Origin of the sequence: Acidiphilium sp. C61, assembly GCF_905116885.1 — a bacterium.
In the GTDB taxonomy this organism is placed as follows: domain Bacteria; phylum Pseudomonadota; class Alphaproteobacteria; order Acetobacterales; family Acetobacteraceae; genus Acidiphilium.
On sequence record NZ_CAJHNI010000004.1, the window covers coordinates 243,799 to 263,896 of the forward strand.

Consider the following 20,098-nt stretch of genomic DNA (forward strand, 5'->3'; position numbering starts at 1 on the left):
CCCACCCCTTCGCCCGGCCGTCAGTCGTTGACCGGCTGCAGAACGCGTCCCCGTCGCACCTTGGTCCGGCCGTAGACCGAGAGCTGCGGATCACCGGGCCGCTGAAGCGCACGGCTCACGGCATCGTTGTCAACCCAGCCCCCGGGCCCCGCATCACGCGAAAGCAGGGCTCGCATCTCCGGATTACGCCAGCTGATGCCATCAGCGTGCACCGCATCGCGGATCACTGCCTCCAGCGTCGGCCGCAGGTCGGCGGTCGGCAGATGGCGGTCCTGCCAGTGCTTCGGTGCGCGGGCCAGGCCGAAGCGCGCGAGGAGCGCCAGGTGCGAGGCCGGCGTGTGCATATCGCGCTGGTTGGTGGTCCGTCCGATCAGCGTCCAGGATATCTCCCCCATCCACCATAGGGTGATCATGGAGGCGAGGAACCGGTCCGCCGGCGGCAGGGCATACTCGTCCGGCTGCTCGGTCTGGTGATGCTGCTTGCGATCGGACATCTCGGCCTTGACTGCCTGCCACCGTGTGATTTCGTCCTCCGCGATCGGCCACATGCGCGGATCGACTACGTCGAAAAGGGCTCCCGCGACCTTTTTGTTGGCGTGTTCGGCCGCCCAGCGGGCCAGCCGGTATTCAAATGCCATGTCCCAGATCGGGTAGATCCGCGCCGCGGCCGGCGATACGCGCCTGGCATCGGTGTATGCCCGGACGATCCGGTCGGCGAGGAGCACCTCCGGAAGTGCCCGCCGCGGGTCGGTCAGCTTCGGCAGTTGCTCGACGAGCCCGTAGATCCCCGGCGAAAGGTGCACGAAGTTCGGGTTCATCTTCATGATCGGCTGGGCACCGCTGAGCGTCTCGCTGCGCGACCCATAGTTCTCGGGCAGGGTGAGTTCCGCGAGATCCAGCGTGCGGATGGGGCCGTGGCGGGTGATCTGGCCATGCAGGAAATGGGCAACCGTGTTCTCGCCGAACGGCCGCCGCCAGATGGAGGTCTGCGACATGTCCGGCCGGATCGTGTAGGGCAGGGGGGCGTGCCCGGCCGGGCGTTCAGGCAGCTTCTCCTGTAGCGGGAACCAGATCCGGTCGATCACATTGAGGAACATGCCCTTCGCCCCGGCAATGGCGCGCGGGACGCAGTTGGGCATGTTGTTCTCTTCCGGCGTGGCCGCCGCATAAGCCTCGCAGAGGCGCGTCAGGTCGAACGGCGCGCCGTTGTCCAGCTTGATCGCGAGGTCATAGAGCTGATAGGCGCGGCGCTCGTTGAGCTGGTCGATGTCCCGGATGATGTGGCGGCCGACGATCGCGGCGCCGGGAACCATGGCGACGGCAGCACTGATCTCGCTCGTCGTTGCGCCGGCCGCCTCCATGGCGTCGGACACCAGGATGGCGTTGCGCCGGCCGCGCAGCCTGGTCGATAGCAGCTTGCTGGTCGCCTGGGCCCGCCCGCGCGCCTTGTCGTCGAGGCCAAGCAGCCAGCCATTGCCCTGCCGGGTGCCGTACCGGTTGGCCAGGTCCGACGCGCTCGGGAACAGGGCCTCGAGGCCCAGTACCACGGTTCCCGGCACGCCGTGGGCGATCATCGCCTTGCGGTTGATCTCGCCGGATGCCTCATCGGGCAGGTAGCCGGTTCCCTCGGTCAGGATCTCGATCAGTTGAGGCAGATGCGCCTCGATGATCGGCTCGACCTTCTGCCGCGAAGGCTCGCGGCCGAGATGCTTGACCGCCTCCACCTCGATCTGGCGCACGCGCTCCTTGGTGATCCCGACGGTATTGGACACGACATCGAGCGTCGCCGGCTTGTCGAAGAAGCCGTAGCGCATGGCCAGGATCTGCGCCTGCTTCTCATTGCGCATGATGACGCCGGGGAAGCCGGGAAGCTCGGTTGCGCGGTTCTTCCGCCCGTGGTTGCCACCGAGAAGGTGATGCGCGGGTTCAGCAAGGAAGGCTGGGAGCGCGTCGCGGACCTTGTCGAGGTCGGCGCGCCCGATCATGTGCTGTAGCGGAACCGGAATGTCGCCGGCCAGGATGCCGGCAAGGTTCAGCCGTTCGGTGGCGACATCCTTCTTGCTGACAACGCTGGCCACGGCCTCGGTCGCGCGCAGGAGTGCGCCGTCGACCAGCAACTTGAGGTCTGTCGTGCTTTTGACCCCGAAATTGTCGGCTTGCTGGAGGCGGGTCATGATCCCCTTCCAGTCCGAGAGCAGGTCGGCCAGCGTGCGGACGCCAGCCCGCCAGTCATCCTTGCTGTCCCGTGCCGCGACGAAATCCTCGAGGATCCGGCGCAGCCGGATAGCGGGGTCCGCCTCCAGCAGCGCTTCGGGGAAGGGAACAAGGGCAAGCACGCGGAAAACCGCCGCGAGAGCCGCGACGCGCGCGTCGTCTTGCTGGCGCGCATTCATCTGGGCCCGGGCCGCACCGGCATGCGAGTAACCCGCCTCGTCGAGGTGGCTGAAGATCTGCTTGAGGATCGGCACGGAGAAGCCTCTGAAGGAGACCTCCCGGCTCAGCAGCGCGTTTCTGAGGTCGAGTACGTTCGCGACGCTCATGGTCATCAGCGGACTGTCGGGATTCTCCGAGACCGCCTGGGCGGTCGGTCGGGCCAGCTCGATCTCGTCCAGGGCGTCTCGAAGCGTCGTGCCGGAAGCGTTCATGTGTTTCAGCCTGCTGACCCTCTGGGGTAGATAAAAGGGGAATATATAGAGAATGTATTTAGATCAACGAATTACGCGACCTCATTTTCAGAAAGCCGATTTCAACATTGAAATTTACATGATCCTGCTCCGATTCGCCAACGGTTCCGATTTTTCTGGAAACCTCTCGGCCCCATCCATTGTGTGCTATAGAAATGTCATTTTCTGATTTCCATAAAAAAAATTGACCTGAAGGATATTGTTGCAGGCCCACGTGCGTCATTGAACCCATTTAATGCGCTAAATGAAAGGATTACCGGCTGCCGCAGGACATGCTCACGGCCCTCCTCTGGCGGCGATTCCGATCCGAAAATTATGCGGCATTTTTTAATTTTGTTTTGAAGAATAATTTTTGTATTGTCACAATCATACGTCAGGATGAAAGAACCGATGACCGAAAAGAACAAGGCTCTGGATGCTGCTCTGGCCCAGATCGAGCGTGCTTTTGGTAAGGGCGCCGTGATGAGAATGGGTCATGGCCAGGCTGTCGAGGCCGTGCCTGTGGTATCATCCGGCTCGCTCGGCCTCGATCTCGCGCTGGGCATAGGCGGCTTTCCACGCGGTCGCGTGATCGAGGTCTACGGCCCTGAGTCCTCGGGCAAGACCACCCTTGCCCTGCACGCCGTGGCCGAGGCGCAGAAGCTCGGCGGCAGTTGTGCGTTCATTGACGCCGAACACGCTCTCGACCCGATCTATGCCCGAAAGCTCGGCGTGAAGGTCGATGATCTGCTGATCTCCCAGCCCGATACCGGCGAACAGGCGCTCGAAATCGCCGACACACTGGTTCGCTCCGGCGCGATCGACGTCCTCGTCGTCGACAGCGTCGCCGCCCTCGTTCCCCGCGCCGAGCTCGAGGGCGAGATGGGCGACAGTCATGTCGGTCTTCACGCAAGACTGATGAGCCAGGCGCTTCGCAAGCTCACCGGAACCATCAGCCGCTCCCGGACGCTGGTGATCTTTCTCAACCAGATACGCCTGAAGATCGGCGTCATGTTCGGCAACCCCGAGACCACCACCGGCGGCAATGCGCTCAAGTTCTATGCCTCCGTCAGGCTGGATATCCGTCGGACCGGCCCGATCAAGGAGCGCGACGAAGTGATCGGCAACACGACCCGCGTGAAGGTGGTCAAGAACAAGCTCGCGCCGCCGTTCCGCCAGGTCGAGTTCGACATCATGTACGGCCAAGGCATCTCCAAGGTCGGCGAGCTGCTCGACCTCGGCGTCAAGGCCGGCATCGTCGAGAAATCCGGCGCCTGGTTCTCTTGCGACAGCCAGCGCATCGGCCAGGGCCGCGAAAACGCAAAACAGTTCCTGCGCGAGAACCCCGAGATCGCACGGGCGATCGAGGTTCAGATCCGTGAGCGGGCTGCCGCGGTGACCGATATCGTCCCCGGCGAAGGGGAAGCCGACAGCGAGGACGCCGGAGAAGCCGCCTGATGAACGACATGTCGATTGATCCGGCCGGCGCCACCCGGGAGATGCCCCCGCTCCCAGGAGCCATGGCGCATCTGGATCGAGATCGCCGAGGCTATCCGATCCCGTTCGTTGTCGCCCGGGGTGACGACGGAACCCCGGATTTCCGGATCAACGACTTCGCGCGGGTCGATCGCTGCCTGGGCGAGGGACTGTGCGCAATTTCCGGCCTGCCGCTCGCCGACGACGATGTCTGGCTGGTGGGCGGTCCGAAAGCCGCTTACGACCCGCGCGGCGCCTATCTCGACCCGCCGGCCCGGAAGGACTGCCTAGTCTGGGCGCTCCAGGTCTGTCCGTTCCTCGTGGCCCGGCGGTACCTGATGAAGAACGCTCCCTCCCGGTTCACACCACCGGCTGGCATGTACTTCGTTGCCCATGCCAGCGCCGACCCGGTCGTGCCGGAGATGTTCGTAATGGCGCGCACCGACGGGATCGCCCTGGATCTGTCGCCGGACGGCCAGATCGTCATGCTGCCCAACCGACCGTGGCTCGAGGTCGAGCACTGGCGGGCCGGCCGCCTGATCGAGGTCAGGCGGCGCGCGCAGACCCTGAAGGAGCTGCGCGCCTGGAAAGCGGCATGCACCGACGAAATCCCGATCCATGTCCGCAAGCGCAACCGGGGGGAGGGGCCCAAAGCCTTCCCCTGGAGCGACAGCCGTGGCAGCTGATCCGCAGGAGATCTACCGCCTCGCCTCGTCCATCGGCTGCCCCCGGCACGTGCCGCGGTTCTCGGCATGCCGCTACGACGGCGGCGAGCCTTGCGAGTGCCGTCTCATCATCGAGGCGGCCGAGAGTTCAAACCGGCGCCCCGGCGCCCCCGCAGGAGAGCATTTCATGCCCGATCCGAATTCCGTTACTCACCAACAGGTCATCGCCATGATGGACCTGCAGGACCAGATGAACCGTGTCGTGGACGAGAACTGGATCGAGCTACGCCGGCCCTGGTACCGGGCGGCCTGGATCGAGGCCGGCGAGCTGATGGGGCACCTGAAGGTCTGGAAATGGTGGGGTAATCCTCACCCCGACTACGAGCAGGCCGAGATCGAGGTCGTCGACATCCTGCACTTCATGATCTCCAGCGCGATCGAGAGAGAAGGTGGTCTGGAAGTCGCGCAGCGCTCTGACATCGTATCCAGCCTGGTCCTGCCGAATGAGGCAGCGCCAGACACCCACGATGTCGTGTTGAATTCGGTAGAAACTTTCGTGAAGGCCGTGCTGCTCGATGAGTGCGCCTCGCCGCGCGTGCTGGCCACCTTCGTTGACATGGCATCCCGTATCGGCGTCTCGCAGGGTAGGGCCTACCGGCTCTATGTCGGCAAGAACGTCCTGAACGTGTTCCGCCAAAAGAATGGCTACAAGACCGGCAGTTACGTGAAGATCTGGGACGGGCGAGAGGACAATGAGCATCTCGCCGAGATTCTGTCCGGCATCGATCTCGCACGGCCGGACGCCGCCGAGACCATCATGCGTGGGCTCGGCGACCGTTACCGCGCGATCGTGGCCGCTTGAGCAGGAGAAGCCATGCTGCCGGATCGCCCGGCAGTATGGCTGACCCGAAGGATCACACCTGGCTTAGAGTGACGCCCGGCCGAGCAGTTGAGATGGAGGGCGAAAGCCCGGTTCGGCCTTAGCGATCAGCCGCTGCCATCATCACCACGGCTTGCGGGCTGTTCGGGCTGACCGAAACTCGGCCACCCCCCGATGTCGCCGCGTTAACCAGAAGGCTACTGAAAAGGACCAGAATGAAGCTGCTGAGGGCGATTGAGCCGATCAGGCGGTCCTGGGGGGCGGTGGCGTGATTGGGCATGGCAACCTCCTGTCTCGCAAGACCGATTTACAAAATTAAATGACAAAATTCAATTAAATTCTTTGGGCTCAAATCAGGAGGGGCGGACATTGGAAGACTTGCATGAGCCACCTTGATCAAGAGCAATTCAAGGGCCGATTTCATCCATCTATCCCGCGGATTTGGCTTCAAAGGAGCGAATAATACTTGATCCGATATGCCGAAAAAAATATTCTAGGCACATATGAAACAGGTGCCGCATGAACTCTGACTTCACTGTGACCTACCGCAACGGTTGTGCGTTGCTGCAAACGCCAGACGACGGGATTCCGCCGATGGCCATGAGCGCGCTGACGGCTCTGGTCGGAATGGATGTGGTCGCCGACCGCAGGCTTGCCGACATTACTGGCGCAAGCCTTGTGACCGGATCGAGGGAGGCTCTTGCCAAGCTCCGGACATGTCCGGACATCATTGCCGCAGCAGAGACCGCAGTGGCGCCGGCGCTTGCCGGGCTTACGATCGAAATCACGCCAGAGTTCAGGGACTGGCTGGTTTTCGGCATCCGGCACCCGTTCACCGATGCGATGTGTCGCGCACTGACCGGCGTCGATCTCGGCGGCGACATGTCGGTCGCTCATCCGACCAGGACATCCCATCTCCTCGCCTGCCGCCTGATGCTCGACCGAATGCCCGCTCTGCAAGCGCGCTTCGACACTCTGGCCAGCTTGTCGCCGGAATGGCGGGCGATCGTCGTGAGTTGGGACCGGCTGTGCGCCGCGGCCGATGTCGATTATCCCGAATGGCGGCAGCCCCGGAAAAAGAGGGGCCCCGGCCGACCGCCATCTCCTGGCACCAGCTGCCAGGAGATGCTGGACCAGATCCTCGCCAACCCCGACGCTGTAGCCGAGTCGGATACCGTCCAGGAGGCCGCCGAATGAACGACGCGCGCGCCACGGACCGGATCGGGTCGATCCTGGTGCTGGACGGCGATATTGCCGATCAGCAGATCCGTGAGGTCGCGCGCGAATTCGCCATGACCTCGGCGCTTCCAGGCGAAGAGGTTCACGCCGTGGGCTACGGCAGGCACAATGGTGTCGACGTCCCCACCGGCAGCCAGATGATCGAAGCTGCGGTCGTCCGCGGCGAGCAGGTCTTCTACCGCTTTGCAGGCATCGAGGGAGAATACCCGGCAGACTTCTTCTATCCACAAACAGTAGGGGAGAATCTGTTCGGCGTCCTGGTCGGACGGGCGGGCGATCTTTTCTTCGTGCCGCTCCTGGTCAACCGTTCCAGCGATGGTGAGTTTGACCCTCTTTCGCTACCCCCCGAGAGGGAGGCGTTCCGCGTCGACCTGTCAAAGCTGAACCGTATCGGGCTTGCCGCGTTCGGCCTCCCCTGCGGCGAGCTCGACCCCTACGGCTACGTGCCACCACACAGCACCACAGAGAGCCTGATCACCGAGCTTTCAGGTGACCCGGCCTGTGGCGAATTCTATTTCATTGCAGGCAATGACGGTCCGGTACTCCATACGTCACCATGGAGTTCCTCCGCTGACGCCGAGGAGATCGGGTTGGCGCATGCCGGTATCGACCGGCTGCTCGCAGCCGAGGAGGAAGCCCGCACACTGGGCGCCGCCCCCTCTGACTGCCAGACGCCTCTCGCTCTCAATTTCGGAGGCTGAAATGTCGGACAGCACGGCGCCCTCCGGACCCGACCTGGCCGGGCTGGGGATCTGCGGGGACTCCTACGATACGTTGATCGCGAGTGCCGAGCGACTCGGCTTCGAATGGATAGGCGAAGGTGACAACGCTACTGTCTTCACCCACCCGGATCATCCTGACATCGTCGTGCGCATCGCGGCCGAAGCCGATGGTTTCCTGCTCCTGGCGGTAATGGCTGCGGCCGGACTCCCGTCGGGTGTAGATCGCGCCATGCTGCCGGTTGTCCACGATGCCAGATTGCTCGATGGCGGCTCGACGATCACCGTGGTCGAATGGCTGCACGAGCTGGGCGGGCGGTACGAGGAGATCGAGGACGTCGCCAAAGCCTACCCTGATCAGGCCACCCGCTTGATGGAAACGGCCAGTCAACTTCTGCAGGCGCTGGACCGATACGGCATTGGCTTCGACATCTGGGATCTCGGGACCGGCAATGCCGGCTACAACATCATGCAGCGGAGCGACGGCAAGCTTGTCCTGTCGGACCCTCTGGGCAACGTGCTGAGAGAGCCCCACTGGCGCATCATCGCCGGCATGGCGGGCGCCACGGCGAGATGGCCGTCCTTCGCGAACTGCCTCGAAATTGTGTCCCGGCTTGCGGCGGGCGGAGTTGCAGCTGCTGTAGACCAGGCCGCTCCGTCCACCACATCATGAAGAGAGGTGTCAGATGAGCCAGGATCCGCCGGCTGATGGAGCACGCGATCAGCTGATCGCTCGCATCAATGAGCTTGAAGCCGCACTCCGGCCCTTTGCGATGATCGGCAATGCCACACCGAGCCTGCCACGCTCGATTTTCCGGGATGCTGCGCGTGCGATGCCCGCCGCTCGGCCCCCTCTCGCCGTGGTGCCGGCTCCTGGCAATGGCCCCGCGGCGGTGGAGCCGAACGAGAAGGTGCTGAATGACACCGACCTCTCGGACCTTGTAGCGCTGATCGTGCGCAACCGAAGCCGGGCTGAGGCGGGTCCGTATTCCGAATTCATCGAAGCCCTCGTGGAGGCTGTCGGCGCGAGCACATGCTCGACCGGGCGCGTCATCGAGAAGCCGGGCGAGAGCGGGGAGGGGGCTTGGCGGTTTGCTTTTCGGGCCTGCCAGGGGGGCCGAGCTGCACGGCTGGCCAATGTCGATGGTCGACGGAAGTGTCCCGTTCAGCAGATGGATCGACGGCATCGTCCAGGACGGAGACGACGCCGTCTGAATCCCGATCAGGGCGACGGTTCGAACGCCGGCGTTTCTTCGACAGTCGGCTCGAAAACACCCCGACCCGCGAAGAGCGGTAGTGTGGGGATGACCGAGATTGCCTGAGCGCGCTGGAAGTCCCGCCATGCCATCTCGGTGTCGAGCATCGGGATAGCCGCATCCTGGTCGCGATGATCATTCAGACGGCAGAAGCGATCGACCGCGATCCGCCAGGCGTCGATTTTCATCGCAGCGAGGACAGCGCTGGGCGCGACGATATCGGAGCCAGAACGGACAGCGATGGAATACTCGTCCGGGTCCAGCTGAAGAGCCAGGATTCCGCTCATGAAGGCGTCGCCATTCCGGGCCACGTCATCACCGATGATCACGACACCCTGCTTGCGGGGGTGGCTTGCCTCGATCTTTTCGTAAGTGCGGGCTGCTTCGTCATCCAGGGTAGCCCAGTCGAGCGCCAACCCGTCCTTGTTGATCAGTCGGTGACCAATATGAACGCCCGAGACCGGGCTGTCGATGAGGCGACCGTTGGCATCGCATTCGACCACAAACATTTCGAACGCGTCGACGTGGTCGGCGAGGCCAGCGGCAGCGAGCTTGTCGCGCCGTGCACCGGTCGTGTGGACGGCAAAAAGCCGGAAGCGAAAGTCAAGCATGGTCTCTGTCCCGAATCTGGATATTTCCGGCAACCATACCGATGAGATGTGTAAGCGACTCCGCACGAGCCCTATGGCGATTGATTATTGGACTTTTATCCACCGTTTTTGTATTTTGGGGGAGATGAATCAGATAGACACCCAGCAACAGATTCCGATCGCTTCGAGCACAGAGTGGGTGCCCGGCCTGCAGTTCCGCGTCTCCGGCCGCCTGACTATCGACGAGTTCGACATGATCGCCCAATCCGCGGCGCGCGCAGATGTCTCCGACATCTCGGTCCAGGTGGGCGAACCGGTCTGGTTTGAGCGTCATGGTCGGTGGCACCGCGTCACACATCGCGCCGTCACCGTGAACGAGGTCAATGAGCTGATCCGGGTCATGTACGGGGACAGGTCAGGGCCGGGGCAGGTCAACCAGCAGGGCAGGCCGCTTGATTTCGCCTATGTCGCGTCCCGACAGTGCGAAGCCGACCGCCCTCTGCGTATGCGCGTGAACGCGACCGCCGGGCGCAACCCGGACTCCGCCGGCAAAAGCATCAGCGACGGCGTCCAGTTGTCGCTACGCGTCTTGCCCGGCTCTCCGCCCCGTCTGACGGACATGAACGTCGAGCCCACGATCATTGAGCAGTTCGGCAAGCTGTCCGGTCTTATGTTGGTCACCGGCCCAACCGGATCGGGGAAGACGACCCTGATGGGGGCGGGTATCCGCCACATCGGCGAAAACCCGGAGAACTCGGTCAAGATCATCGAATATTCGGCGCCGATCGAGCTGGTCTACGACGACCTCGTTTTCCCGAACTCACCGGTCCATCAGGTCGAGGTTGGCCGCGATATCCGGTTGCGGGCGGAAGAGGGCGGCTCGCGGTTGATCTGGGCGGCCTCCGTCGCCAACGCGATGCGCCGCAAGCCTGGCCTGATCGTCATTGGTGAAGCCCGTGACGGTCCGACGATCGAGGGCCTGGTCACCGCGGTCACTACCGGCCACCCCTGCATCTCGACCATGCACACGATCGGCGTTTCGGAAACCGTCCGGCGCGCGATCATGGCCATCAGCCCGGATCAGCGCGCCGGCATCGGCGTCGACCTGATCGACGTGGCGCGCTGCTTCATCACCCAACTCCTGGTGCCCAAGATCGGGGGCGGGCGGATCGCCGTAAGGGAGTATCTCGTCTTCGATGCGGCTCTTCGGCGGCGGATCATCGAGGCCCCGATGGAGCAGTGGACGGTGATGATCCAGGAGATCATGGCCCGCGGCGAGGCCGAGTGCTGCCGGATGATCGATAGCGCCCGCAAAGCCTTCGAGGCTGGCCATATCGCCGAGGAGGACTATGAGAAGCTGGCTCTCCGCCAGCGTCAGGTTGAGCGGCAATCCGCCCAGAACGTGATCGACCCGAATGGCCGCGCCGTCAGTATGGGGGGAGCCCCCGTTGTCGCCGGCGGATTTGATCCGGAGCTCGACCAGCAGGTCGCAGAGGTTTCAAATGTGGCGTAATTCCTATTGCCGCCCGAGATTGCTCGGGCTCGATGCCCGGCTCTTCGTGATCTTCATGATGGGGCTGCTGCACCTGCGCGAATGGGTCTTCATCACGCTGGGTGTGCTCGTCGTTGCCATGGTCTTCATCGAGATCTGGCGTGGCGTGACCATTGAGGTATGGCTGAAGATGATCCGCTCAGCTCTGGCTGGGAACCGTCGCCCCGGGTGGAACGGGCAGGATCGCCGCGTCGCGATCGACTACGGGGCGGCTGAGCAGCGAATATTCGACTGAGGCCGGGCATGGCCATTGGGAGGGGTAGTGTCTCGTTCTTCCCGATCGGTCATATTCCAACTGATCCAGCTCAATTTGGCGATATTTCTTACCGATCAGGAAGAATTGGATTGAAATTCCTCCGAATTCCCTTTATCTTACCGACCGGGATGACGGAGTTGGGTTATGATCAATGATGCGCGAATTTTTGGTGAGCTTGTCCAGGCGCGCAGGAAGTCGCTCGGTCTGACCCAGCGCCAGCTTGCGCTGGCGATCAACTCCGGCGAACGCTTCATCGTCGATCTCGAAGCCGGCAAGGCGACCTGTCAGCTGGGCAAGGCGCTCGCAGCGGCAAGTGCTGTGGGGATTGAACTTGTCGACGCTGGATCGCCGGCCGCTGCACCGGAGCTTGGTGAGGAAGAGTTCGATATTCCCGAGGTCGGCTTATGAGCGACCACACACCGGTTTTCTATGAGAGCATACTGGTCGGCACGATCCATACGGACGCCAGTGGCTCCCGCTTCACCTATGACGAGAGCTGGCTGAATCTGACTAATTCCTTTCGCATATCGCTCGCGATGCCTCTCGGCATCCAGCAGGTGCCCCATGAGGTCATCATCCCCTGGCTCATGAACCTTCTGCCGGAAGGAGATGCCGCTCAGACAATGGGAAGGCGGTTTGGGATCGCCAGCGGTGACATCCTCGGGCTTCTCGGAAAGGTTGGCCGTGACACAGCGGGCGCACTGAGTATAGGTCAGCCACGCAGCCGACATGGCGCTGAATTCATACCGATTCATGGGCAGTCCGCCTTTGAGAAAATTATCGAGGATCTACCGAAAAAGCCGTTTCTCGCTGGCGAAAATGGTGTCTCGATGAGCCTGGCGGGCGCACAGGAAAAGCTGCCAGTCGCCTTTCAGGGGAGTGAAATCGTGCTCCCCATCAACGGGGCACCATCGACCCATATCATCAAGCCTGACAATCCGCGACTACCAGGCATCGTGCAGAACGAGGCTCTGTGCATGGTGCTTGCCAGGCGGATGGGACTGGAGACCGCCAGTGTCACAACCGGCCAGGCCGGGGCACGATCCTATCTGCTCGTCGAGCGCTACGACCGGCTTCTGCGGAACGGCGTATGGCGCCGGCTGCACCAGGAGGATTTCTGCCAAGCACTGTCGCTCCCGCCGGCGGCGAAATACCAGCACAATCGCAGCGGCATCCCCGGGCCTGGATTGGTCGACCTTTTCAGGATCGTCAGGATTCACATGACGGCTCGCGATACGATCAGGCTACTCGATGCGGTGATCTTCAACGTGTTGGCCACGAATGTGGATTCCCACGCGAAGAACTATTCGATCATGCTGACCGGTCGTCCGCAGATGGCACCGCTCTATGATCTGGTTGCCGGCGATGTCTGGCCTGAGATCACACAGAACCTCCCCCAGGATATCGACCGCAAGAACCGCGGCCGGCACATCAATCGCCGTCATTGGCGCCGCATGGCGGAGGAGTGTGGTCTCAGCGCCAATTCCGTCGTGCGCCGGGTGAACGAGATGGCTAAGGCGCTGCCGACCTTGCTCGACAAGGCGGTCGACGAGGTCCGGGCAATGCCCGCCGGAGATCATTTTATCCTTCGAGAGGTTGCCGAAGCGATACGGCGTCGCTGTGCAACGGTGATTTCCAATATGCATATCGAGGACGACGTCCGTCCGGTGCCAGATACCGCCGGCCAAACCATGGACGATATGGCGCCGCCCAGCCCCTGACAGCCACTGGCTGAACGCGCCACCCCGCCTTGAGCCGCGACATTCTGGGCGCCCACGCACGGCGCGTGGTTTTATATGGAAATCGAGTTCCTGTTTTTGGTATTCTTGACGGCAAGACATCCATCTGACAGGGACACCGACATGAGCGACGCAATCCAGGAGGCTCCGCAGAAGGTCCGGCCGCGCAAGGCCGAGCCCGTGACGGACGTAGCGACGGGGCTTCTCGAGGTCGCGATCGATGACGGCTACGCGCAGATGAAGCTCTGCGGCCGCACCCATGATGGCAGGATCCGCGTTCTCAAGATGCCGTCCATGATCCGGGCGGCGCGCGCGGGCGCCATGATCGACTTCGATGGTTCGATGGTGGGCGTGTACCGCACCGCCGAGGGCCAGTCCTTCGTCTGCGGCGACGACGTCAGGGGCGAGGACACGCGCGTCCCCGATTTTCACGTCAGCCAGATGAACCGGGTCCTCGTTCACCATGTGCTCCAGGCCGCCGGTTATGGCGAGGCGCGCGTGCGGCTGCTTACCAGTCTGCCGGTCGATGAGTATTTCGCCGGAGATTCGGTGAACCGTGACCGGATTGCCGCCAAGACCGCCAACTTGCGCGAGGGTGTCCAGGCGGTAGCCGGCCCGGGCCTCGCGGACATCGCCGACGTGAAGGTCGGCTGCCAAGGGCTCGCCGCCTATTTCGACCTCCTTCTCGACGACGCGGGCCGTGAGCGCATCGGGCGGCTCGATGCAGTCGCGGTGGTGGATATCGGGGGGTCGACCACCGATATCGCCGTGGTCCTGAACGGGTCGAAGATCGACTCTGCCGCGAGCGGCACTGCCCGGGTTGGTGTACTCGACCTGCAGAACGACCTCGCCCGTCGCCTGAGTGCTCGATTCGGCTTCGAGCCCAAGCGTCTCGATCAGGCGGTCCGCACCCGGACGGTGAATATCTGGGGCGAGAAGACAGATATCGGTGCCGAGCTCGACGCTTCGGTGGACGAGATCACGGCACAAATCGAGCGCGAGATTAGCCGGCGCATCGGCAATGCTGGCAACATCGACAAGGTGCTTTTCGTCGGCGGCGGCGCCGTGCTGCTGAGCGGGCTCGTTTCCCACTGGCGCAACGCGGTTCTCGCCGAGGACCCCGAATTCGCCAACGCCCGCGGCTTGCTCAAGTATGCGGCTCGCTTCGCCGCCTGATTGCAGCCCCCCATGGAGCCCCGTCGGATTTCCGTCCTGCTCGATCCCCGCGTACCAAGCGAGGCGCGGGCGATCGAGGCGTATGAACGGATCTGCTCGGGACTGCCGGCGCGGGCCCGGGCGACACTGCTGCGCGAGATCATGATCGAGGGGGTTATTACCGCTGCCGGGATGAAGGAGCAGCCTCGTCGCGGGCGCCCCCGGGCGCCTACCCCTGAGCAGGCGGCGGCGATCCGGCTCGATGCACTACCCGCGGTCCCCGCCATCACGGCCCAATCACGCCCGGCCGCCGAGGCGCCACAGCCAGCGCCTACCCCGAAAGCGGCGAAGATCGTCCGCCTGCAGACCACCAGCGCACCGCAGCCAGGGAAGTCGCAGTCGGGACGGCAGGAGGACGATCAGTCTGACGGTGGCCCACTCCAGACCGATGACGAAAATGCCGATCCCAGCAGGGGAATGATGTGGTAGCGCGCCGACTGCCGCTGCTGGCGAACCTCATGATTCTGTTGCCGCTCGTGGGCTCTCCATTCGGCGCGCGCGCGGCCGGCTTGACGCAACCATGGCCGGCTGGCCTGACGCCTCCCGCCGCGGCAACGCACGTCGCCCCTTCACGCGAAACCGATGCGGGGCCGATCGTGAACATGATGCTCGGATCCGGCGCGATCGAGACGCCGGCCACGCCGGCGCTTCAGGCGTCTCAGGCTCAAGCGTCAGCGCCACACGCCGGACGCCTGAGGACGGTCGCATCATTCCTTGCTTGCGTGAGGCATGCGGCCGCACTTCAGCATGTGCCCCCTGGTGTGGTTCTCGGGATCATCCGGACGGAATCCGGGTGGAATGGCGCCTCGATCCGCAACACCAACGGGTCACACGATCTGGGCATCATGCAGGTCAATGGACGGACATGGATCCAAGTCCTGGCCCGTGAGGAATTCGGCGAGGCTAGCGCATCGGCCGATGCGGTCATCCGCCAGATGCTGCGATACGACGACTGCTTCAACATCAATGTCGGGTCCTGGATCTTTGGGATGTACCTCGACCAGGCTGCCGGCAACGTGATCCTGGCAGTCGGCTGGTACAATTCCCACGACCCCGTCTCGATGCACGCTTACCAGCGCCGCTTCAGGGCAAGCTTCCTGGATCTGTTCGGTGCTGAACTCCAAGGGAGCCGCAGCCATGGCCAAGGATAACCACGCAGCAACCAGCGAGGGGATGAAGATCACCCTCAGCATCCTGATCCTCCTGATCCTGGTTATTGTCGGGATCTGGATGGCGAACCGGGCCCTGATCATTGAGCCGATCTATGCTGCCTTGTGGGTGGAATATCGCATCGTATTCCTCCTCTCTGGCTTGCTCGGGCATCTCGGACTGCATCTCGACGGCCAGATGCTTCGGCAGGACTATCTCTATGTCACCGGCGTTCTGACTGGGGTGAACAGCCCGCGCGCGGTGACCGTCGGCGATATCGGGCTCGTCCACGACAGCCTTGCGCCGGCCATGGCCATTATCGACATGCCGCTGATCGGCGGGATGATCCTGTTCGTGCTGACCAGGCCAAGCCAGCGGGCCGCGATGCGGCGTTTTGTCTTCAAAGGCACTAGGAGTGCCAAGGTCTACCGGGTTGCCGGTCGGGTCGTCAGCAAGGAGACCGCCGGCCTGATCGAGAAGATTACCCGGCCCTTCGGCGTGAAGCCGGTTTCGACCCGGATCGAGAACGTCAGGTCTGGCACCAGCTTCATCGGGTTTCAGTCCAAGCGCTGGAGATCGACAGCGACATCCGCCATGTTCGACCCTGATCTGGCGGATCCGCGCTGGCGGCCAGCCGAAACCCCTCTGGAATTTTGTTTGCGGCACAAGATCACCTCGACCGTAGGCGAGGCGTTCGATCAGAAATTGACCGAAGCGCTCTCTAGGCAGATCGGCAAGCGGATCGACACGATCGATAAATTCCCGGTCCATGCTCGCGCCGTGCTCGCCTTGGCCTGGCTCAACCGGATGCGGAAGGTTGAGGCGGGGCAGAACCTGGCCGGCGATCTCGCGGAACTGATCAAGCCGCACGATACGCTGGAAGCCTTCCGGACCGTGACAGCGGCCAAGGTCCGCGCGCTGGTCGATCCGGTTCTGACCCCGAAAGCCACTGCCTTCTTCAACCGCAGACTCGAACAGCATTACGGCTGGCGGGTAGCGATGGTGGCGATGGTTGCCGCCTGTGGGCCGCTGACAACCTGGGGCGGCGGGCGCGCCGGCGTGCTCGCGCCAAGCACATATCTGTGGCTCAAGGGGGTCGATCGGGTTCTCTGGTACTGTCTGACCAATATCGGCATGGGCAACTTCCACATCGAGGGCATCGCGGCGATCGAGCAGTATCGCTTCGAGAGGTTCAATACCCCCGACCCCAACCCGCATGTCGCAAACGCGATTCGCGGCGTGAGGCAGTATTTCGCGAGCTGCAGCGCCACCGATCTCATCGCCTTCCAGGAAGAGCGGATCAACCTGACGAGCTGAACACATAATTGAAAAAAGTATTTTAATTTGTAATGCACGAATTTCGCAGCTGATTGGATCATTTTACCAAAAACCTTTTCTCGATCTCAGTGTTATCGCCTATGATTTATGTAGCCGGGCACGTCGGATTGCAGCCCGGCGGCGCGATCTGTGAAAGGCTGGGCGATGGCTCACAATACAAATTCGTCTGATGATTCCAATGACGCCGCGTCGCGGCGTCCTTCCGTTTTCGGACGGGTTGTGGGCGAGCTGTTCGCCGCCCGGGAGACCGTCGCCAATATCCGCGTCCCGCTTTCGCTCATGGCGGGCTCGGCGCGGCGAACGGCCGGCTACCTCTCTTCGGTTGTCATGCGCACCCCGGGCAAGCGGTTCCATCTCGATGGCATCGACGAAGCGCACGAGCGCTTCGAGGAGGCGCTCCGCCAGTCCGGCAACGCCATGGTGCTCGACAAGATGCACCGCGCCATCAATCGGCGCTTCGAGCTCTGGGCGATCGCAGCACTACTATTCTTCACCTTCGGGCTGATGGCCGCCGCTCCCGCTGGCCCGGTCCATGATTTCGTCCTGGGTGGCGATCACGCAGGCGCACATTATGCGCTGATCCTTGCGTTGCCGTTTCTGCTCTCGGCTCATTTTCTCTCGCGAGCTGCGCGCTGGAGCTTCTGGTCATACCAGATATCGTCGAGGCGCCTGTGCGGCCCGTCCGAGTGGATCCGCAAGCCCTCCTGCTGGGCGCCGGGGAGCCACAAGTTCGGCACCGCGGCCAAACTGCTGATTGTCGGCGCGGTCTCGAGTGCGGTGATCCAGCACACCGGCATCGGTATCCACGAGGCATTCGCCCAGTCCGCCAACGCTCAGAATCTCGGCAGCCTGGCAGGCACCTCCACCGGCCCGACCCCCGGGAGCACCAACATCATCGAGTCCCTTTTCGGTGCACTTGCGCAGAATGACCTTTCCTTCAGCTGGATGGTGCGACTGTTCCCGAGCTATTTCAATGCGCAGTCGGGAGTGTCCTACCAGTCCGACGCTGTGGCGCAGATGTTCAACGTCATCAACGCATCGCTACTCGGACTCGGCACAATCATCCTGACCTGGCACACGGTCTACGGCCTGTTCCAAACCGCCCATGACGGGCAATTTCTCGGTAATCGCTGGCATTCGGCCATGGCGCCGATCCGGATCGGAATGGGCATCGCTGGCACTGTTCCGATCAAGGGCTTCTGCGCCGCGCAGATCATCATTATCAAGGTGTTCCTGGCCGGGTTCGGCCTCGGCAACATGATCTGGTCGACCTATGTCGGGGCCGCGACCGGCCAGACTGCCGGGATTGTCTCAGTCACGGTGCCGCCGCTGACGATGAACGAAACCAATACGTTCAACGCGATCGTCGGCTCGGCGTCATGCTACGAGGCCGCGCGGTATTTCTACCGCCCGGCGGCCCAGCCGGGATCGTCGAACGGACCTCTGCAGGACAGCCAGATGACATCCGTTCTCGCGCCGCAGCGCGGCTGGTCGGGCGCTCGACCGCTGTTTCAGGATCCGATCCTCAATACCAGCAGTGTCGCGTCATCCCCGGTCACGACCGGCCTGTTCGATTTCGGGCAGGTCTGTGGCGGCGTGCAGCTGCCGCAGGACAACCTGACGACCTATCAGACTGACGCCCAGCAGGCCGCGAACTCGGTAGTCCAGCGGAACCCTTATTGGCAGGGGCGCTTCGGCACCTTCCTCACTCAGGCCCAGCAGAAGAGCGGCCAGCAGGGGCTGCAGACCACAACGGCCGCCGAGACGGCCTTTCTTCAGGCGCGCAACCAGGCATTCTTCCACTTTGTCCAGCAGATGATGAGCTCGCCCTACATCACCGATGTGGCGGCAGGGAATGTGCCGGGCGGGGTAACGCTGCAAGGTGTCGACCTTGTCTCGTACCTCTCGCAGATCCGCGGTGATTACGCGCAGTACGAGCAGGCTGTGTTGAAGGCGGCAGGGGGGATGCAGGCCAAGCTGAATTCAACGACGCTCAAGGACCTCGCCTTGCAGTCGGTCGCCCTCGGCTGGGCGAGCGCGGGGGCGATGGAACCGCAGATCCTCTCCCAGGAGGTCAATGTCGACAATCTGGTATCCGAGAAGCCGACAATCATCCCGGTAAACCTGGGTGCACTCGGTGGCTCTGTTTTTCCCGGGATTGAACAGAAAATTGCGGGTGAAACGGCGAATGCCGAGGACATTGTGTCGTATGGCTCGATCGGAAGCATCGAGGCCAGCAATCTGGCCGGCTCCGGCTCAACCGGTATTGCTCTGACGGGCAGCAGCCAGCTTGACTCGTCGCTGCAGAAGGTTGCCACCACTCGCGACCAGATGATCGCCGAAGCCAAGAAAGATCCGACGAACTTCCTTTCCGCACTTGGCAAATACAACGGGTCGATGCTGGAGCGCTATCTGATCGGAGTCAGCTCGATCGACCCGATCAACCCGATTGGCGAGATCAGCAACACCGGTGTCTGGGTGAAAGGGCTCGGCTACGGCGTGTTCGCCACCTATGAGAGCATGCTTTGGTGGGCATCGTCAGCCAAGGCCGAGGCAGGTAGCACGCTGCCTGGTCAGGTGGCCAGCTTCTTCACCTTTGGTGCGACGACTGCAGCTTCCTCCGGTGTTGCCGCTGTCGTGAAATCGATGTCCCTGCTGGCTGATGCACTTGGACTCTGGCTCGTCACCGTCGGGATTGCCATGGAGTATCTGATTCCGATGCTCGGCTACACCATCTGGATCTCGGCGCTGGCGGTATTCATGCTGTTCATCGTCGAGGCTGTCGCCGGCGCGCCGTTCTGGAGCTTCAGCCACATCCGGGCCGACGGCCAGGACCTGGTCAACCAAGAGCAGAGCTACGGCTGGAAGATCCTGCCGGTTGCCATTCTTTACCCATCGATGATGGTGGTCGGCCTGGTGCTGGCCAATGTCGCCATGTCGGCAATCATCAACCTCGTGAATCACACCTTCCTGGTTGCGACCAATGCGATCGGCGCGGTCTATGATCCGTTCGGCCTGGCCGCGGTGCTGAGCATCCTGTTCGGCATCTACTACAACGTGATCCAGCGCAGCTACCGCCTGATCACCTGGATCCCGGAGTGGGTGATGTCCTGGATGGGCAGCACTAGCGTGAACCGCGGTGATGGCCACGGCGAGGGCGTCGGGATCATTGACAAGAGCAGGCAGGGCGGGGAGGGGAATCTGCGGAATATGGGCGCTCGGTTCCAGCAAAACACGGCCGCGCTAAGAAAAGGCGCGGGTGGTGATAGATCGGGTGGAAAGACTGGCGGAATTGGAGAAGGAGTGAATTCTAGTGAAACGGACAAATAACAATCCGAGGCCAGATGGCCTCGGATTGCCT

Annotated in this window: 18 protein-coding genes; 15 read left to right on the top strand and 3 right to left on the bottom strand. The window is 62.7% G+C overall.

Features of this window, described 5'->3' with window-relative positions:
- Nucleotides 1–20: 20 nt before the first annotated feature.
- A complete protein-coding gene (locus tag HUW10_RS02695; protein WP_174502079.1) occupies nt 21–2,645 on the bottom strand; it encodes a sigma factor-like helix-turn-helix DNA-binding protein in 2,625 nt (874 codons plus the stop codon).
- Between the two features lie 429 nt (nt 2,646–3,074).
- Between HUW10_RS02695 and recA the strand changes: the two genes are divergently transcribed.
- From recA to HUW10_RS02710, 3 genes are read left to right on the top strand one after another with little or no spacing between them, the layout of a single operon-like run.
- On the top strand, nt 3,075–4,121 hold the full coding sequence (recA, locus tag HUW10_RS02700; RefSeq protein ID WP_174502080.1) for a recombinase RecA: 1,047 nt from the start codon (nt 3,075–3,077) through the stop codon (nt 4,119–4,121).
- A complete protein-coding gene (locus HUW10_RS02705) occupies nt 4,121–4,825 on the top strand; it encodes a hypothetical protein (RefSeq protein ID WP_174502081.1) in 705 nt (234 codons plus the stop codon). The genes recA and HUW10_RS02705 overlap by 1 nt, the downstream gene beginning before the upstream one ends.
- Complete coding sequence (locus HUW10_RS02710) at nt 4,815–5,666, top strand: dUTP diphosphatase (RefSeq protein ID WP_174502082.1); 852 nt, start codon at nt 4,815–4,817, stop codon at nt 5,664–5,666. The genes HUW10_RS02705 and HUW10_RS02710 overlap by 11 nt, the downstream gene beginning before the upstream one ends.
- 118 nt (nt 5,667–5,784) lie before the next feature.
- Here HUW10_RS02710 and HUW10_RS02715 read toward each other — a convergent pair whose 3' ends face one another.
- Nucleotides 5,785–5,964: a hypothetical protein gene (locus HUW10_RS02715; protein WP_174502083.1), complete on the bottom strand. Its 180-nt coding sequence runs from the start codon at nt 5,962–5,964 to the stop codon at nt 5,785–5,787.
- Nucleotides 5,965–6,203: 239 nt separating this feature from the next.
- On the opposite strand from HUW10_RS02715, the gene HUW10_RS02720 reads away from it, so the two are divergent.
- Genes HUW10_RS02720 through HUW10_RS02730 form a run of 3 tightly spaced genes read left to right on the top strand, consistent with a single transcriptional unit; the run spans nt 6,204 to nt 8,315 of the window.
- Nucleotides 6,204–6,881, top strand: a complete 678-nt coding sequence (locus HUW10_RS02720) for a hypothetical protein (RefSeq protein ID WP_174502084.1) — start codon at nt 6,204–6,206, stop codon at nt 6,879–6,881.
- Entirely contained in the window at nt 6,878–7,624 is a 747-nt protein-coding gene (locus HUW10_RS02725) for a hypothetical protein (RefSeq protein ID WP_174502085.1), read from the top strand. Before HUW10_RS02720 ends, HUW10_RS02725 begins: the two co-directional genes overlap by 4 nt.
- Nucleotide 7,625: 1 nt before the next feature.
- Nucleotides 7,626–8,315, top strand: coding sequence for a hypothetical protein (locus tag HUW10_RS02730; protein WP_174502086.1), 690 nt, complete (start codon nt 7,626–7,628; stop codon nt 8,313–8,315).
- A 549-nt stretch (nt 8,316–8,864) separates the two neighbouring features.
- On the opposite strand, the gene HUW10_RS02735 is transcribed toward HUW10_RS02730, so the two are convergent.
- Nucleotides 8,865–9,509, bottom strand: a complete 645-nt coding sequence (locus HUW10_RS02735) for a hypothetical protein (protein ID WP_174502087.1) — start codon at nt 9,507–9,509, stop codon at nt 8,865–8,867.
- Between the two features lie 73 nt (nt 9,510–9,582).
- On the opposite strand from HUW10_RS02735, the gene HUW10_RS02740 reads away from it, so the two are divergent.
- From HUW10_RS02740 to HUW10_RS02780, 9 genes are all read left to right on the top strand, one after another.
- Nucleotides 9,583–11,001: a type IV pilus twitching motility protein PilT gene (locus HUW10_RS02740; protein ID WP_174502088.1), complete on the top strand. Its 1,419-nt coding sequence runs from the start codon at nt 9,583–9,585 to the stop codon at nt 10,999–11,001.
- A gap of 19 nt (nt 11,002–11,020) precedes the next feature.
- Nucleotides 11,021–11,275: an IcmT/TraK family protein gene (gene icmT, locus HUW10_RS02745; protein WP_174502089.1), complete on the top strand. Its 255-nt coding sequence runs from the start codon at nt 11,021–11,023 to the stop codon at nt 11,273–11,275.
- A gap of 165 nt (nt 11,276–11,440) precedes the next feature.
- Nucleotides 11,441–11,704 (top strand): helix-turn-helix domain-containing protein, encoded by a 264-nt coding sequence (locus HUW10_RS02750; protein WP_174502090.1) that lies wholly within the window; start codon nt 11,441–11,443, stop codon nt 11,702–11,704.
- Nucleotides 11,701–13,017: a type II toxin-antitoxin system HipA family toxin gene (locus HUW10_RS02755; RefSeq protein WP_174502091.1), complete on the top strand. Its 1,317-nt coding sequence runs from the start codon at nt 11,701–11,703 to the stop codon at nt 13,015–13,017. The genes HUW10_RS02750 and HUW10_RS02755 overlap by 4 nt, the downstream gene beginning before the upstream one ends.
- 75 nt (nt 13,018–13,092) lie before the next feature.
- Complete coding sequence (parM, locus tag HUW10_RS02760) at nt 13,093–14,211, top strand: ParM/StbA family protein (protein WP_174502092.1); 1,119 nt, start codon at nt 13,093–13,095, stop codon at nt 14,209–14,211.
- 12 nt (nt 14,212–14,223) lie between these two features.
- The gene (locus tag HUW10_RS02765) at nt 14,224–14,679 is read left to right on the top strand and encodes a hypothetical protein (RefSeq protein WP_174502093.1); all 456 of its coding nucleotides are present in this window, start codon (nt 14,224–14,226) and stop codon (nt 14,677–14,679) included.
- A gap of 29 nt (nt 14,680–14,708) precedes the next feature.
- The gene (locus HUW10_RS02770; RefSeq protein ID WP_174502094.1) at nt 14,709–15,401 is read left to right on the top strand and encodes a lytic transglycosylase domain-containing protein; all 693 of its coding nucleotides are present in this window, start codon (nt 14,709–14,711) and stop codon (nt 15,399–15,401) included.
- Entirely contained in the window at nt 15,388–16,716 is a 1,329-nt protein-coding gene (locus tag HUW10_RS02775) for a hypothetical protein (RefSeq protein WP_174502095.1), read from the top strand. The genes HUW10_RS02770 and HUW10_RS02775 overlap by 14 nt, the downstream gene beginning before the upstream one ends.
- A gap of 240 nt (nt 16,717–16,956) precedes the next feature.
- Nucleotides 16,957–20,067, top strand: coding sequence for a DotA/TraY family protein (locus HUW10_RS02780; RefSeq protein ID WP_174502096.1), 3,111 nt, complete (start codon nt 16,957–16,959; stop codon nt 20,065–20,067).
- Nucleotides 20,068–20,098: the final 31 nt, after the last annotated feature.